Origin of the sequence: Enterobacter sp. JBIWA005, from assembly GCF_019968805.1 — a bacterium.
GTDB classification, from domain to species: Bacteria; Pseudomonadota; Gammaproteobacteria; order Enterobacterales; family Enterobacteriaceae; genus Enterobacter; species Enterobacter vonholyi.
Window position 1 is genome coordinate 4,594,971 of the sequence record NZ_CP074159.1, and the last position, 15,133, is coordinate 4,610,103.

A 15,133-nucleotide genomic window follows, 5' to 3' on the forward strand; every position below is an offset into this window, starting at 1 on the left:
AGCGCCACCGGGCTTTTTTACAGCCGTCCCAGCAGGCTAAACCACAGATAATCCAGCGGCAGCAGCACCAGATACGTTGCAATAGCCAGCGCCAGACAAAGCACCATCCCCGCCCTGGCAGGCACCTTTCCTAACCCCATCGCCACCACAATCGGCGACGCCTGATAGGGCAACAGCGGCGTGGAATAACCCAGCACCTGAATCATGATCACCGACAGCAGCGGGAAACCGGTCGCGTCCGAAAAACTCTGCGCCAGAGTGGTATACAGCGCCGGAACGCCGTTGGCGGTCATAATGAAGTTGAGTGCGGTGGTAATACCGGTCAGCGCCAGGAAACTGGTGAACGGTCGGTCTGCATCCAGCGGCATAATGCGGAGCAACGCCTCGCCCACCGCCGTTCCGATACCGGTTTGCGTCACGACGATCGCCAGCCCCAGAATACCGGCAACGTAGATACAGGTGCGCATATTCACCCCCGCAGAAAACTCTTCCCCGGTAATGAAACCAATGCGCGGCAGCATAACGATGATCGACGCCGCCAGCCCCGTCCACGCGGGCCCCACGCCGTGCCAGCTCTCCGTAACCCACATCCCCAGCACCACCGCCAGCAGCCAGGCAAGACGCTTTTCGTCCCGCCCCATAGGCTCAGACGGCGCCTGTTCCTTAGGCGGTTTTGGGCTGCCGGGAAATAGCCAGCAGATGAGGCCAATTAGAATCAGGCCTTTGAGAACGCCCAGCACCGGCGTGTGCAGGAGCAGATAAGGGACATAGTTCAGATGGATGCCGTACGAGCCTTCCGCCGCACCGCTCATCACCAGGTTAGGGACGTTAGCAGGCAGAATCGTCGCCGAAAGCTGGAAAGTCCCAAACCCTACCGCCAGCGCCAGACCAAACCACGCGCGGGAGCCGTCTGAGATACCGGCGCGTTTCGCCATCGCGGCGACAATCGGCATCAGTAGCGCAATACGTCCCATATTCGACGGCATCACAAACGCCAGCGCGTAGCTCAGCAGCACCACGCTCGCCACCATCAACACCCAGGAGTCGGTGAGCCTTGCCGACAGCGCCCTGGCGGCCCTGTCTGCCAGTCCGGTTTTACGGATAGCCACGCCGAGCACGAATCCGCTGAAGACCAGCCAGAAAGCAGACGAGGCAAAACCGCCAAAGATGACCTCCGGCGGGGCGATCTTCGCAGTCATTGCCGCCGTGAAGAACAGCAGCGCGGTGATGAATTCCGGCAATAGCGACGTCGCCCACAGCACGATGGTGACGCCAACGATCAGTGAGGGCAGCAGCAGAGGATACGTTGACCAGAGCGACATACCTGTCTCCTGTAGAATTTTTCAGCAAGTCTACGGTGACAGGCAGCCCGAGTAAACGCGATTTATGGTGGGGTTACTTCAGGATAGCGCATTGATGATCCTGCAGTTCCTCCGCAGACGCGCGGTTAAGCGTGAGCAGGTTACGCTCGGTCGCCAGCAACACAAACGAACCATCAGACTGCTGCGCCATCGCCAGTGCGAAACGCCCCATATGGTCGCGCGCTTCCGGCAGCTCTTCTGCCAGCATCATAAACGGGCTGCGCTGGACCAGTTCATTCTCCGTCACCCGACGAGCAAGATACTCATGTCCTTCCAGTCCCCCAGGAAGAGGCAGCCACTGGGTGCTGATTTCTCCCTGTGCCGCGTTGAGCTTCTCGCGCACGTCCGGGCGAAGGCAGGAGATATGAATATGAAAGTGGTTCTGCGTGCGCCCTGTCGGGGAGTTAATCGTCAGCGAAATGGCGCTGTCAGGCACCTCGGCTCCACGCTTCAGGGTCATAAAGCTGCGCGACTGCCACGCCAGCCAGAAAAAGTTCGGCGTATGCGCTTCGGTCAACAGCGGGCTCTCGGTGCCGTTGATGCGATAGGTCGGCATCAGCAGGTATTGCAGCGGCCCGTTGCGGTCTTTAAATATCACATAGCCTGCATCCGTTTTCACCTGCGCACACGGTGCCGGGTTACGATTCTGGATCTGATTCGGCACACACTGGTCGAGAACGATATGTCTTAACGCATTCGGATTACCCGCCTTCATCCAGTACACACCGCCAGCGGCAAGGGCGATGACAAGGAGGATCAATAAGATAATTTTTTTCACAACGCGTTCCCTGTTTTCGATTGAGGCAAAAGAGTAACGCAAAATGATGACCAAATAAAAAACCCGGCGGATTTCTCACGCCGGGTCACCGTGTCACAGGCTAATGGTTAGCGCTGGCTGATTTGGTCGAAGGTACCGCCATTAGAGAAGTGCTCTTTCTGCGCTTTCGTCCAGCCGCCGAACTCGTCATCGATGGTGAAGAGTTTCAGTTTAGGGAATACGCTTTCGTATTTCTTCGCAACAGCCGGATCGCGTGGACGATAGAAGTTTTTCGCCGCAATTTCCTGGCCCTCTGGCGAATAGAGATACTTCAGGTAAGCTTCCGCCACCGCTTTGGTATCTTTCTTCTCAACCACTTTATCGACCACGGAAACGGTCGGCTCAGCCAGAATCGATTCGCTCGGGGTCACGATCTCGAATTTGTCTTTACCCAGTTCGTTGGTCGCCAGCAGCGCTTCGTTTTCCCATGCAATCAGCACGTCGCCAATCCCGCGCTCGACGAAGGTGTTGGTGGCACCACGCGCGCCGGAGTCCAGCACCTCAACGTTTTTATACAGCGCCTTCACGAACTCCTGCGCTTTGGCCTGGTCGCCGTTGTTGTGATGCAGCGCGTAACCCCATGCGCCCAGGTAGTTCCAGCGAGCACCGCCGGAGCTTTTCGGGTTCGGGGTAATCACAGAAACGCCAGGTTTGATCAGGTCGTTCCAGTCTTTAATTTGTTTCGGGTTGCCTTTACGCACCAGGAAGACGATGGTCGAGGTGTAGGGTGCGGAGTTATCCGGCAGGCGTTTGATCCAGTTTTTGTCGATGCGACCGCGCTCGGCGATCGCGTCGACATCGTAGGCCAGCGCCAGGGTCACCACGTCGGCTTCAATGCCGTTGATGACGGAGGTCGCCTGCTTGCCAGAACCTCCGTGAGACTGGCGAACTACGACATTATCGCCGGTTTCCTGCTTCCAGTGCGCCGCAAACGCTTTGTTGTATTGCTCGTACAGTTCACGCGTCGGGTCGTATGACACGTTTAATAACTGAATGTCCTTAGCCAGAACGCTGGTCGATGCCAGCAATAATGTTAAACCCACGCCCCATTTATTCATCGCCCAGCTCTCTTGTGTAGTGTTTTGATGAATGCAGCGTGCCAGAAAGCGAATCGAGGATTAAAGAATAAAAAAAGATTGGCTATAACGTAGTGGAATAAAAGAGGGGTATGAGCGGCATGATGCCCTCACCCCATCCCTCTCCCACGTGAGAGGGAGCAAACATAAAAAAAAACGGTAACCCAAGGGTTACCGTTTTGCATTTACCTTGCCGCCACCGGGCAACAGAGCCGATCAGTACAGTTTTTTCGCGCAGTCCAGCCAGTCGCCTTTGAACGGACGCTTCATGTTTTCAATCGCGTCGATGATGTCGTGGTGAACCAGTTTTTCGTTCTGAATACCGACGCAGCGGCCGCCGTGGCCCTGCAGCAGCAGATCGATCGCGTACGCGCCCATACGGGACGCCAGAATACGGTCGTAAGGGCCTGGGGAACCGCCACGCTGGATGTGACCCAGTACGGTCGCGCGGGTTTCGCGTTTGGTTTCGGCTTCGATGTACTTCGCCAGCTCGTCAACGTCACAGATGTGCTCGGTGATAGCGACGATCGCGTGTTTTTTACCCTTCGCGATGCCCGCTTTGATTTCAGCCACCAGATCTTCACGGCTAAATTCGACTTCTGGCACGACGATAAATTCGCAACCGCCCGCAATGGCAGCCGCCAGCGTCAGGTCGCCACAGTAACGACCCATCACTTCAACGATAGAGATACGCTGGTGAGAAGACGAGGTGTCACGCAGGCGGTCAATCGCTTCAACAACGGTACCGAGTGCAGTAAAGAAGCCGATAGTGTAGTCAGTGCCTTTGATGTCGTTGTCGATGGTGCCAGGCAGACCGATGCACGGGAAACCCATTTCGGTCAGACGTTTTGCACCCATGTAGGAACCGTCACCACCGATAACCACCAGGGCGTCCAGACCACGTTTCTTCATGTTTTCGATAGCCACTTCACGAACGTGTTCGTCGCGGAATTCCGGGAAGCGCGCAGAACCGAGGAAAGTACCGCCACGGTTGATCATGTCAGACACGCTGTAGCGGTCGAGCTGAACCATACGATCTTCATACAGGCCCAGATAACCGTCATAAACGCCAAAAACTTCCAGGCCTTCCGTCAGCGCTGCACGGACAACACCACGAATTGCCGCGTTCATGCCCGGCGCATCACCGCCGCTTGTCAACACACCGATTTTCTTAATCATGACTACCTCTGAACTTAGGAATGCAAAATTGAAATCTGTTGCCGGAAGAAACTTATCGACCAACGAATACTGCAAATAGTATATCAATCCCTTCCAGCTGAATTGATTCAGGTCAGACCAAACGGCGGTAATTTATACACAAAATGCTGGCCTGGCTCACTTTTTTACAACGAATTACGAAAGCCCAACATGACCGGGTACAACCGAGCAGGGATCCTGGTGAATGATGACGTCTGAACCAGGAAAACGCTGCAAAATCGCCTGCTCGACCTGCTCAGCAATAACGTGAGCCTGTACCAGTGGCAGGTTGTCTTCCATTTCAATATGAATCTGTATAAAGCGGGTCGGCCCTGACTGCCGCGTTCGAAGATCGTGTGCACCGCTGACGCCGGGCCAGGAGGTCACGATAGAAAAAATTTCATTACGTTCTGAGTCCGGGAGGGCGCGGTCAAGCAGTGATTGCACCGCTTCATACCCCATCCGCAGGGCGCTATATAAAATATAGATACCAATCCCTAACGCAAACAACGCATCGGCGCGATGCCAGCCATACCAAGCCAGACCGAGCGCAATAAGAATAGCCCCATTCATCATAACATCAGATTGATAATGAAGCATATCCGCCCGTACAGCCTGGCTTTGCGTTTTGCGAACAACCCAGCGCTGGAACGTTACCAGAACAAGGGTGCATATAAGCGCGACTATCGTCACAACGACGCCCACGCCGGGATCGTTCATCGGTGTTGGCGAAACGAGATGCTGAATGCCGGTTAAAAACAGGAACAGCGCAGAGCCGGAAATGAACATACTTTGCGCCAGCGCGGCCAGCGACTCCGCTTTGCCGTGCCCAAACGTGTGCTCTTCGTCCGCTGGCTGCAGCGAGTAACGCACCACCAGCAGGTTGGTCAACGAGGCGGCAATATCCATCAGCGAGTCCACCAGCGCCGCCAGAATACTGACCGAGCCGGTATACCACCACGCAAAGATTTTAATCAATAACAGGCTGGAGGCCATGACGGTCGCCGCAATGGCGGCCCGGCTGACCAGTCTTCCATAGGATTGATTCATAAACGCTCCTGTCATGTTATGCCGCTAGTATAACGGAAGCATGGGGAGTCAAAGGATGAATAAACGGTTAACAGACGAGATGCGGGGCAAAAAAAAACCCCCACATCATGTGGGGGAAGACAGGGATGGTGTCTATGGCAAGGAAAACAGGGTTTACTGGTTACTACGGGTACTGCTATTGCTACTGAAAAACGTCGTTTCTGAGCTTCGCTGCATCCGTGCAACCTCACGCAGCTGGTCCATTCGCTGCTGATGTTTCGTATTCAAAACCGCTTGCTGCTCGGGCGTTAGCAGGTGGAACATCTGGTTGCGGACCTTCGCCATCTCTACCTGGCGGGCAACCTGTTCCTGTGCCATTTTTTCGGCCTGAGCGCGCACAGCGCTTTCATCAAAATTTTCTGCGGTGACAAGGCGATGCATTGTCTCCATTTCGCTAACATTAACAGGGGGCTGGTCGTGTCTCGCCCTCTGCATCAGATCTCGCATCTGTTGACGCTGATGTTCGGTTAAACTTATGCCGTCAAACATATGGCTTTGGCTGCTGTTCTGCGTTGCGCCCTCTTGTAAGGGACTGTTATCGCTGATGATAGCTTCAGCAGCCTGGCTAAACGCACTGAACGCCAGCGTTGAGGCCATGACGGCAGCGGTAACTTTGCGCATCACTTGCTCCCAAAAATCTTTCGTGTCGCGATTCAACGAGAGACAGTCTACGATTCAGGCTGCAAACATGCGTCAGGGGGTGTAAAACAACGTAAAGTCATGGATTAGACAGCCTTGATGTCGTAATTTCTGCCTCGGAGGTATTTAAACAATGAATAAAATCCTGTTAGTTGATGATGACCGAGAGCTCACATCCCTTTTAAAGGAGTTGCTCGACATGGAAGGTTTCAACGTCCTGGTTGCCCATGATGGCGAGCAGGCGCTGAGTCTCCTTGACGACAGCATCGATTTACTTTTGCTCGACGTGATGATGCCGAAGAAAAACGGTATTGATACGTTGAAAGAACTTCGCCAGACACACCAGACTCCCGTAATCATGCTGACCGCGCGCGGCAGTGAACTTGATCGCGTACTCGGCCTTGAGCTGGGCGCGGATGACTATTTACCAAAGCCGTTTAATGACCGTGAACTGGTTGCCCGTATTCGCGCTATCCTGCGTCGTTCCCACTGGAGCGAACAGCAGCAAAATACCGACAACAGCTCACCTACTCTAGAAGTCGACTCCCTGAGCCTCAACCCGGGCCGTCAGGAAGCGAGCTTTGATGGCCAGACGCTGGAACTAACCGGCACGGAGTTCACCCTGCTATATCTGCTGGCGCAGCACCTCGGCCAGGTGGTTTCGCGTGAACATCTAAGCCAGGAAGTGCTGGGCAAACGCCTCACCCCGTTTGACCGCGCCATCGACATGCACATCTCTAACCTGCGCCGTAAGCTGCCTGAGCGTAAAGACGGTCACCCATGGTTTAAAACCCTGCGTGGTCGCGGTTATCTGATGGTTTCCGCTTCATGATAGGAAGCTTAACCGCCCGCATCTTCGCCATCTTCTGGCTGACGCTGGCACTGGTTTTAATGCTCGTACTGATGTTGCCAAAACTTGACTCACGCCAGATGACGGAGCTTCTCGACAGCGAGCAACGTCAGGGCGTGATGATCGAGCAACATGTTGAAGCCGAGCTGGCAAACGATCCGCCGAACGATTTAATGTGGTGGCGCAGGCTGTTTCGCGCTATCGACAAGTGGGCCCCGCCCGGACAACGCCTGCTGCTGGTGACCAGCGAAGGCCGCGTCATTGGTGCCGATCGTAATGAAATGCAGATTATCCGCAACTTCATTGGCCAGGCGGATAACGCCGATCATCCCCAGAAGAAGAAATATGGCCGCGTAGAGATGGTGGGGCCTTTCTCCGTCAGAGACGGAGAGGATAATTACCAGCTCTACCTGATTCGCCCCGCAAGCAGCTCTCAGTCCGACTTCATCAACCTGCTGTTTGACCGCCCTCTCCTGCTGCTGATTGTCACCATGCTGGTCAGCTCGCCGCTGCTGTTGTGGCTGGCGTGGAGCCTGGCAAAACCGGCGCGTAAGCTGAAGAACGCCGCCGATGAGGTGGCACAGGGTAACCTGCGACAACACCCTGAACTGGAAGCCGGACCGCAGGAGTTCCTTGCCGCCGGGACCAGTTTTAACCAGATGGTGAGCGCTCTCGATCGCATGATGACTGCACAGCAGCGCCTGCTGTCGGATATCTCGCACGAGCTGCGTACCCCGCTTACGCGCTTACAGCTTGGCACCGCGCTGCTGCGCCGTCGCAGCGGGGAAAGCAAAGAGCTGGAGCGGATTGAAACGGAAGCTCACCGCCTGGACAGCATGATTAACGATCTGCTGGTCATGTCCCGCAATCAGCAGAAAAACGCGCTGGTTAGCGAAACGGTGAAAGCGAATCACCTCTGGCACGAGGTGCTGGACAACGCGGCATTCGAAGCAGAGCAGATGGGCAAATCCTTCACCGTCAACTTCCCGCCGGGCCCGTGGCCGCTCTACGGTAACCCCAATGCGCTGGAAAGCGCGCTGGAGAATATCGTGCGTAACGCCCTGCGCTACTCGCATACGAAGATTGAGGTGGCGTTCTCGGTGGATAAAGACGGGATCACCGTCATTGTCGACGACGACGGTCCTGGCGTCAGCCCGGAAGATCGCGAGCAGATTTTCCGTCCGTTCTATCGTACCGATGAGGCGCGCGACCGGGAATCCGGCGGCACGGGGCTGGGTCTGGCGATTGTGGAAACCGCCATGCAACAGCACCGCGGCTGGGTCAAAGCCGACGACAGCCCGCTGGGTGGGCTACGGTTAACGCTGTGGCTACCATTGTACAAGCGTTCGTAACCCCCTCACCCTAACCCTCTCCCCGAAGGGGAGAGGGCCGGGATGAAGGACACTACTTACCCCACAATCTCCGGGAGTTATCTTCGATTCTGCTGCTTAAACGTCGCTTCTGCATCGTTCTTGTCCAGCTGGTCGATAGCCCCGCCGCCGACAGCAGGCGATGATACTGCTCGTCATCAAACGGCATATGCCAGGCAATGGCGCAGGCGTCGTAAACAGACACCTCACTCAGGCGTGATACCAGCTCGAGCTGCGCATCTGCTGAGACCTGCCCTGCCAGCACCACCCGGTACAGCCAGCCGGTTTTACCCACGCTTTGCATCTGAGCCGACATGTCATGAATACCGAAATGGAAGTTGAGCTTGAAGCACGGCGAGCGCGGCTGCGTCACCTGGATCAGGGCATCGCCCCAGCGGTAGATATCACCAATAAACACGTTCTTTTCGGTGAGCCCTTCAGTGGAGAGATTCTCGCCAAACGCGGGGGCAACGAAGAGATCCGCCTGTTCGGGGAACTCGTTTTTCCAGTACTGATAGTGTTCGCGCGGATAGTGGCACAGCGCGCGCTCGAGCCCGCCGTGGATTTTCTTTTCTGCCTGCTCGTCACCCGCAAGCCCGAGGTCGGTTAACGTCAGCTCACCGTCGACCTGAATTTTGGCGATGGCGCTCGGGCGGCTGCCGTCGTACTCCCTTACCTTGCCTGTAAATACATTCACCGGATAATGCATCGCTGCCTCCATTACGCAGATACAAAAAAAGCGAGCCATCAGACTCGCTTCTCACAGGCGTCAATGCAACCTTATTTTTTAGCGGCGAAACGTGCTGCTGCTTCGTCCCAGTTAACCACGTCCCAGAAGGCTTTGATGTAATCCGGGCGACGGTTCTGGAATTTCAGGTAGTAAGCGTGTTCCCACACGTCCAGACCCAGGATTGGGAAGCCGGATGCGCCAGAGATCGCTTCACCCATCAGCGGGGAGTCCTGGTTAGCAGTAGAAACAACCGCCAGTTTGTCACCTTTCAGTACCAGCCACGCCCAGCCGGAGCCGAAACGGGTTGCAGCGGCTTTCTCGAACTCCGCTTTGAAGTTGTCAACGGAACCGAAGTCGCGCTCGATAGCCGCTTTCAGGTCGCCCTGCAGGGTGGTACCGGTTTTCAGGCCTTTCCAGAACAGGCTGTGGTTTGCGTGGCCGCCCGCGTTGTTACGCAGCACGGTTTTCTTGTCCGCTGGCAGCTGGTCCAGCTTGGTGATCAGCTCTTCAACAGGCAGGTTAGCGAACTCTGGCAGGCTTTCCAGCGCGGCGTTCGCGTTGTTCACATAGGTCTGGTGGTGTTTAGTGTGATGGATTTCCATCGTCTGCTTGTCGAAATGCGGTTCCAGTGCGTCGTAGGCATACGGCAGGGATGGCAGTGTATAACTCATAATCCTCTCCATTATTGTCGGGCGGCACAGCTGTTAATGCCGCGTAAGCAGTTGGTTCATTATAGTTAATTAAATGATATTGAAAATGATTATCAATGCCGTAGTTTTTATAAGGTTATTCGGTTTTAGACCAACGCAGGAATAGTGAATGTGTTCAGGGCGTTAATGGACTTCCAGCGCCTTATTGCCTGCCGCAATTTCCTCCCTGCTGCTAAGCGTAAACGCCGACACCACCGTAATCGCCAGCACGAAACAGCCCAGCATCAGATACGTCTCCTGGAAGCCGATCCGGTCATACATATTTCCGGCAAACGCGGAGAGAAAAATCGCTGCCAACTGTTTGGAAAACTGAAATCCAATCAGATAGATAGTCGCCGAAAGACGTGTATCAAACACCCCGGTGATGTACTTGAAGGCCCCCACCAGCAGGAACGGCACCTCCAGCGCGTGCAGCATCTTCAGGGCAATCACTTCTACGGCGGTGGTGGCAAACGACGAGCCGATAATGCGCGTCGCCATAATCACCCCGGCGATGAGCAGCGTGTTTTTCGCGCCGATGCGGTTAATGATCCACGGTGAACAAAACATGATGATCGCGTTGCAGATTTCCCCGGCAGTGGTCGCAAAACCAAAGGCGCGAGTGCCCTCCTGCGGCGTGGCGAAGAACGTTTTGAAGAAGGTAGCAAACTGCTGGTCAAAGACGTCATAGACGCAGGCCACGCCAATCACGTACAGAATAAACATCCACATCCTGCGCTGACGGAACAGGCTAAAGACCGTTTTCGCGGTGATCTGCGGCTGGTTGGCACCCAGCGCATTCATCACCTGCGCCGTCTGGTTGGGTCTTGGCTTTGCGACCACCAGCAATAGCATCAACAGCAGCGCCGCCGCCGAACCCATCCAGAAAACATACGACGGATCGATGCCGAACAGGATCCCGCCCGTGGAGGCGCATAGCCCCCAGCCGAGGCAGCCAAACATGCGCGCCTTACCGTACTCAAAAAAACTGTTACGGCTCACGCGTTCAATGTACGCCTCAATGGCCCCTGAGCCCGCCGAAAAGACAAAGCCGATATACATGCCGCCGCTCAGCGCGCCCAGCCAGATGTTGGCTTTTAGTAACGGCGCGAAGACGTAGAGGAAAAAAGGGGCAAACAGGAACAGCAGCACGGAGATGATCCACAGCAGGTGTTTTTTTAGACCCAGTTTATCCGAGATCACCCCAAGCACCGGCTGGAAGGCAATGGCCGAGAGTGAGATGCAGGAAAAGACGATGCCGGTATGGGTTTTGTTCAGGCCGATGATATCCGACAGCCAGATCGGCAGGAACGGAAAGCAGGTGGCCATGATGAAGAAGTAGAGAAAGAAGAACAGCCCGAAGATCCAGAAGTTAGGGTTGTCTTTGTGGGTACAGGTTGTTGTGTTCATTATTTTTATCCTCAACGGAGGGCCGGCTGTCCGGCCCGTCACCTTTACACGCGTTCAACGCCAATCAGAACGGCGGTTTCCGGATCCAGAATCGGCAGCGCAATGCCCGCCTGCATCAGCCACTCGCCGCTCGCCGTTTGCGGTGTTTCCATCCATGCCGGCAGCTTGCGCATGGTATGGCCTCCTTCACCGGTAATGTGAATATCAGGGTGATCGAGCAGCGAAATACGATACTGCGCGCTGGGCTCAAGCCCCGGCATGCGCAGCGGCATCATCAGCGTGTAGTCCGGCATGGCGAGCTGGCTGACGATAAACAGCCCCTGCGTTTTATCTTCGCTCACAATACCCTGTGCCAGCGTACTGGCATCCGGCATATCCACGCGCCATTGTGTGCCCTGATGAATAACCTCGCGCCACTGCCTGTACAGCGCGGCGTAACGGCGATAGCCTTCGCGCTCCTTCTCATCGACGGTGAGGGGGTCAAGTTCCAGCCCCATATGGCCAAACAGCGCCGTCAGACCGCGAAATTCAATGCTGTGCTGGCGGAAGGTAGCGTGACATTTATGATGACCGATATGCGCCCCCATCACCTCCGGCGGAAAGAAATAGCTCATGCCGCGCTGGATGGTGTTGCGCTCCAGCGCATCGTTGTTGTCCGAGGCCCAGAAGCGGTGGCAGCGCGTCAGCACCTCATAGTCAATTCGCCCCCCGCCGGATGAGCAGGATTCAAATTCGATGTGCGGAAAACGTTCACCCAGCACGTCCAGCAGGCGATAAAACTGGCGGGTTTGCGCGTCAGCGGCGGCCTTCCCGTCGTGACCCGGCTGTACCAGCTCACGGTTCATGTCCCACTTCACGTAGTCGACTTCATGTTCACCCAGAAGCCAGCTCATGCGTTCCACAAGATAATCAAATGCTTCCGGGATACTCAGATTGAGCACCAGCTGGTGCCGCCCGGTGTGTTGTTTGTAGCCCGGCAGCGCCAGCACCCAGTCAGGGTGCGCGCGGTACAAATCTGAATCTGGGTTGATCATCTCCGGCTCAACCCAGATGCCAAACTCCATGCCGAGCCGTTTGACGTGGTCGATCACCGGCGTCAGGCCGTTCGGGTATTTTTTCTCATCCAGGTACCAGTCGCCCAGCGCGGCATGGTCGTCGTTACGACCTTTGAACCAGCCGTCGTCAATGATGAAGCGCTCCACACCCAACGTCGCCGCCTCGTCGGCCATGCGCATGATGTAGTCCGGATCGTGGTTGAAGTAGATCCCTTCCCAGGTATTGAGGTGCACCGGGCGCGGTTTGTTTTCCGGGAAGCGGATAACGTTGTTGCGCAGGTAGCGATGAAACGGCTGGCTCATGCCGTTCAGGCCATGCGTGGAATAGCTGGCATACAGGCGCGGCGTCCAGAGCGTATCGCCCTCCTCAACCGCCATTTCGCCCGGCAGGTAGAGCGCTTCGGCCTGCAGGTAGCGACGACCATCGGTTTTCGCTTCCGCGCGCAGGCGGTGGTTGCCGCTCCAGCCCAGATGCACGCCCCAGACGTCACCCTGCATTTCGCTAAACGACGGCGTACCGGCAATCAGCGCCGGGAAGTGCTCGTGGGAGGTTTTACCCCGACGGTTTTCAATCACGAAGCTGTCGTGTTCAAGCTTTACGCGGTGCGGCTGAAATTCCCGGATCCAGCGTCCATGGAAGGCCATCACCTCCCGCGCGCGCTCGGCCACGGGTAGCGTTATGGCAAAACGGTCCACCTGCCACGCCTGCGCTTTCAGGTTCGTTAAACCGTGACGAACCACCAGCACGCCGCTGGCATCCAGCGCCAGCTCGCTGGTCAGACGCAGGCCCGCATGTTCATCTTCCGCCGTCACCGTCAGGGGTTGTCCTGACTGCTGTACGTCTGTGGTGGTGAACATGGGTGAACCGTCCAGCCCCTGCCGATGCCCCTCAATGCCGGGAGCACCAAACAGACCGTGCCCCAGCTCGGCCATCAGCGTGACCGGGGAGTCGACGTCAAGCCTGCCGTTGGCAACAGGGCGCGCGAGCATAGCAACATCCTGTGGCGAAAAGTGCTGAAGGTGCGGCCCCCAGTAGAGAATTTCGGCGAACGGGTACGTTTTGATCACCACGTCTACCGTGTTGCTTTCAAGTCGTAAAACGAAATCTTGCATCAGACATCTCCTGTCATCGGGATGATCTGAGTGTTGATCCGAAACGTTTCGGATACAAACCAAAACGTTTCGGTTTTGTGATCGGCTTTAGAAAATGGAGAGATTCAGGCCGTCTGGCCGGGAGAGAATTCGGGCTGCCAGAGCACCTGAAGCCGTTCAATATCGTCGCCGTTAATCAGCTGACGCACCATATCGGCAATCTGTTTCCCGACCCCCTGGCGGGTGGACTGGATCACTGCCGCCACGTCGGCATCGACGATACTGTCCTGCGGGAGCCCGTCATAAACAACCAGCGCAACGGCGCTCTCGCCGGTCAGACGGCCCAGCTCTGCCAGCGCCATCGCTGCGCCGTCACCGTGAGTGTTGCAGTCGGTAATGATGGCCGTGGGCGGCTGCGACAGCGAGAGAAGCTCTTTCGTGGTGGCATAACCCACGCGGCGCGAAGGGGGCATGGCGCGCAGCCATTCGCTGGAAAGCCCGGCTTCCCGCAACGCGTCCAGATAGCCCTGACGACGCTGGGTGATGAATGCCTGATTGTTGCTTTCGCCCAGCAGGGCAATGCGCTGATGGCCTTTCCCGATTAGCCAGCGTGTAGCATTGTACGTACCGGCATAGTTGTCGAAGTCGAACCACGCGTACGGCTGCGGTAGCTGGCTGCGACCAAGCGCCAGAAAGGGAAATCCGGCGGCCTGCAGCTGCTCAAGTCGCGGATCGCGATCCAACGTGTGGGCCACAATCAGCGCATCCACGCGGCGGCTTTGCACCATGCGCATATAGCTGTGCTTATCCGCGAGATCGTCGTCGGCGATAAGCAATAAGTCGATCTCATGTCGCGCCAGTTCGTGGCTAATTTCGCCGACCATATCCATAAATACGCTGTTATTGAGCGGAACAGGATGGACCGGGAACACCAGCCCAACGGCATCAATTTTGCCCATCTTCAGGCGGCGGGCGAAGGTGTTAGGCCGATAGCCGCGTCGCTGGGCTTCCGCTTCTACGCGAGCGCGCGTCTCGGCGGAGACGTCGTCATATCCGTTGAGGGCGCGGCTGACGGTGGTGACTGACAGCCCCAGTTCTTTGGCAATGGCTTTAAGCGACATGAGTTTCCGTATCTCTGTTAGTTTTGTTCCGCCACCAGCAGCGCGTAAGTGTCTGGCTCCAGGGCCTTGAAGATGTGCGGCTGGTCGGCGGGATAACAAATGTAATCCCCTGCGCCGAGCTCTTCCGCCGCGTCGAGCAGGCCGACCAGCGCCCGGCCCTGCGTCACAATAATATGTTCAACAGAGCCCGGCGGATGCGGCTGAGAAATACGATCTGCGCCCGGTTGGGTCATCAGAAGATAGACATCGCGCCGCGCGCCGGGTGGGCATGCCGCCAGTAAAATGGCTTCATAATTAGCCTGTCCGGCGACCACTTTTGTCCCTTCACCACGGCGGATCACCTGCGTGGTCGGCAACTGCGGCTCAAGCAGGCGGGCGAAAGGAATATCCAGCGCCACGCACAGCGACCACAGCGTTTCCAGGCTAGGGTTACCGTTGCCGGACTCCAGCTGGGAAAGCGTGGATTTAGCGATCCCGGCACGGCGGGCAATTTCCGCCAGCGAAAGCCCGGTGCGCAGACGTTCCCGCACCAGACTTTTAGCGATCAGGCTGATTGGCTGCGTCATATAACGGCCTCTTGTTCTATAAAACGAACGAATCGTTCGCCTTGAAAATCAGTTTCGTTGCGTTCATTATA

Annotated in this window: 14 protein-coding genes; 2 read left to right on the forward strand and 12 right to left on the reverse strand. The window is 56.3% G+C overall.

Annotated elements, in window-relative coordinates:
- Positions 1-17: 17 nt before the first annotated feature.
- The 6 genes from KGP22_RS21870 to cpxP all read right to left on the reverse strand — a co-directional run bounded on the left by KGP22_RS21870 (position 18) and on the right by cpxP (position 6,161).
- Entirely contained in the window at positions 18-1,322 is a 1,305-nt protein-coding gene (locus tag KGP22_RS21870; protein WP_223580773.1) for an SLC13 family permease, read from the reverse strand.
- 73 nt (positions 1,323-1,395) lie between these two features.
- The gene (locus tag KGP22_RS21875; protein ID WP_111963956.1) at positions 1,396-2,139 is read right to left on the reverse strand and encodes a CDP-diacylglycerol diphosphatase; all 744 of its coding nucleotides are present in this window, start codon (positions 2,137-2,139) and stop codon (positions 1,396-1,398) included.
- 107 nt (positions 2,140-2,246) lie between these two features.
- The gene (locus KGP22_RS21880) at positions 2,247-3,236 is read right to left on the reverse strand and encodes a sulfate ABC transporter substrate-binding protein (RefSeq protein ID WP_029741703.1); all 990 of its coding nucleotides are present in this window, start codon (positions 3,234-3,236) and stop codon (positions 2,247-2,249) included.
- Positions 3,237-3,470: 234 nt separating this feature from the next.
- Positions 3,471-4,433 (reverse strand): 6-phosphofructokinase, encoded by a 963-nt coding sequence (gene pfkA, locus KGP22_RS21885; RefSeq protein WP_023309696.1) that lies wholly within the window; start codon positions 4,431-4,433, stop codon positions 3,471-3,473.
- 174 nt (positions 4,434-4,607) lie between these two features.
- Positions 4,608-5,501, reverse strand: a complete 894-nt coding sequence (gene fieF / locus KGP22_RS21890; RefSeq protein WP_023309697.1) for a CDF family cation-efflux transporter FieF — start codon at positions 5,499-5,501, stop codon at positions 4,608-4,610.
- A gap of 153 nt (positions 5,502-5,654) precedes the next feature.
- Positions 5,655-6,161: a cell-envelope stress modulator CpxP gene (gene cpxP / locus KGP22_RS21895; RefSeq protein ID WP_111963954.1), complete on the reverse strand. Its 507-nt coding sequence runs from the start codon at positions 6,159-6,161 to the stop codon at positions 5,655-5,657.
- Positions 6,162-6,312: 151 nt separating this feature from the next.
- On the opposite strand from cpxP, the gene cpxR reads away from it, so the two are divergent.
- Positions 6,313-7,011 carry an envelope stress response regulator transcription factor CpxR gene (gene cpxR, locus KGP22_RS21900; protein ID WP_006179159.1) on the forward strand — a complete coding sequence of 233 codons (699 nt, stop codon included), beginning with the start codon at positions 6,313-6,315 and terminating at the stop codon, positions 7,009-7,011.
- Positions 7,008-8,381, forward strand: coding sequence for an envelope stress sensor histidine kinase CpxA (cpxA, locus tag KGP22_RS21905; protein WP_045329509.1), 1,374 nt, complete (start codon positions 7,008-7,010; stop codon positions 8,379-8,381). Before cpxR ends, cpxA begins: the two co-directional genes overlap by 4 nt.
- Before the next feature lie 52 nt (positions 8,382-8,433).
- On the opposite strand, the gene yiiM is transcribed toward cpxA, so the two are convergent.
- The 6 genes from yiiM to KGP22_RS21935 all read right to left on the reverse strand — a co-directional run bounded on the left by yiiM (position 8,434) and on the right by KGP22_RS21935 (position 15,062).
- Positions 8,434-9,108, reverse strand: coding sequence for a 6-hydroxyaminopurine reductase (gene yiiM / locus KGP22_RS21910; RefSeq protein ID WP_149367368.1), 675 nt, complete (start codon positions 9,106-9,108; stop codon positions 8,434-8,436).
- Positions 9,109-9,179: 71 nt separating this feature from the next.
- Entirely contained in the window at positions 9,180-9,800 is a 621-nt protein-coding gene (gene sodA, locus KGP22_RS21915; RefSeq protein ID WP_003861999.1) for a superoxide dismutase [Mn], read from the reverse strand.
- Positions 9,801-9,962: 162 nt separating this feature from the next.
- A complete protein-coding gene (locus tag KGP22_RS21920) occupies positions 9,963-11,228 on the reverse strand; it encodes an MFS transporter (RefSeq protein ID WP_223580775.1) in 1,266 nt (421 codons plus the stop codon).
- A 44-nt stretch (positions 11,229-11,272) separates the two neighbouring features.
- Positions 11,273-13,396 carry an alpha-galactosidase gene (locus KGP22_RS21925; protein ID WP_223580777.1) on the reverse strand — a complete coding sequence of 708 codons (2,124 nt, stop codon included), beginning with the start codon at positions 13,394-13,396 and terminating at the stop codon, positions 11,273-11,275.
- Between the two features lie 104 nt (positions 13,397-13,500).
- Complete coding sequence (locus KGP22_RS21930; protein ID WP_127732649.1) at positions 13,501-14,496, reverse strand: LacI family DNA-binding transcriptional regulator; 996 nt, start codon at positions 14,494-14,496, stop codon at positions 13,501-13,503.
- A gap of 17 nt (positions 14,497-14,513) precedes the next feature.
- Positions 14,514-15,062 (reverse strand): XRE family transcriptional regulator, encoded by a 549-nt coding sequence (locus KGP22_RS21935; RefSeq protein WP_023309744.1) that lies wholly within the window; start codon positions 15,060-15,062, stop codon positions 14,514-14,516.
- Positions 15,063-15,133 lie beyond the last annotated feature (71 nt).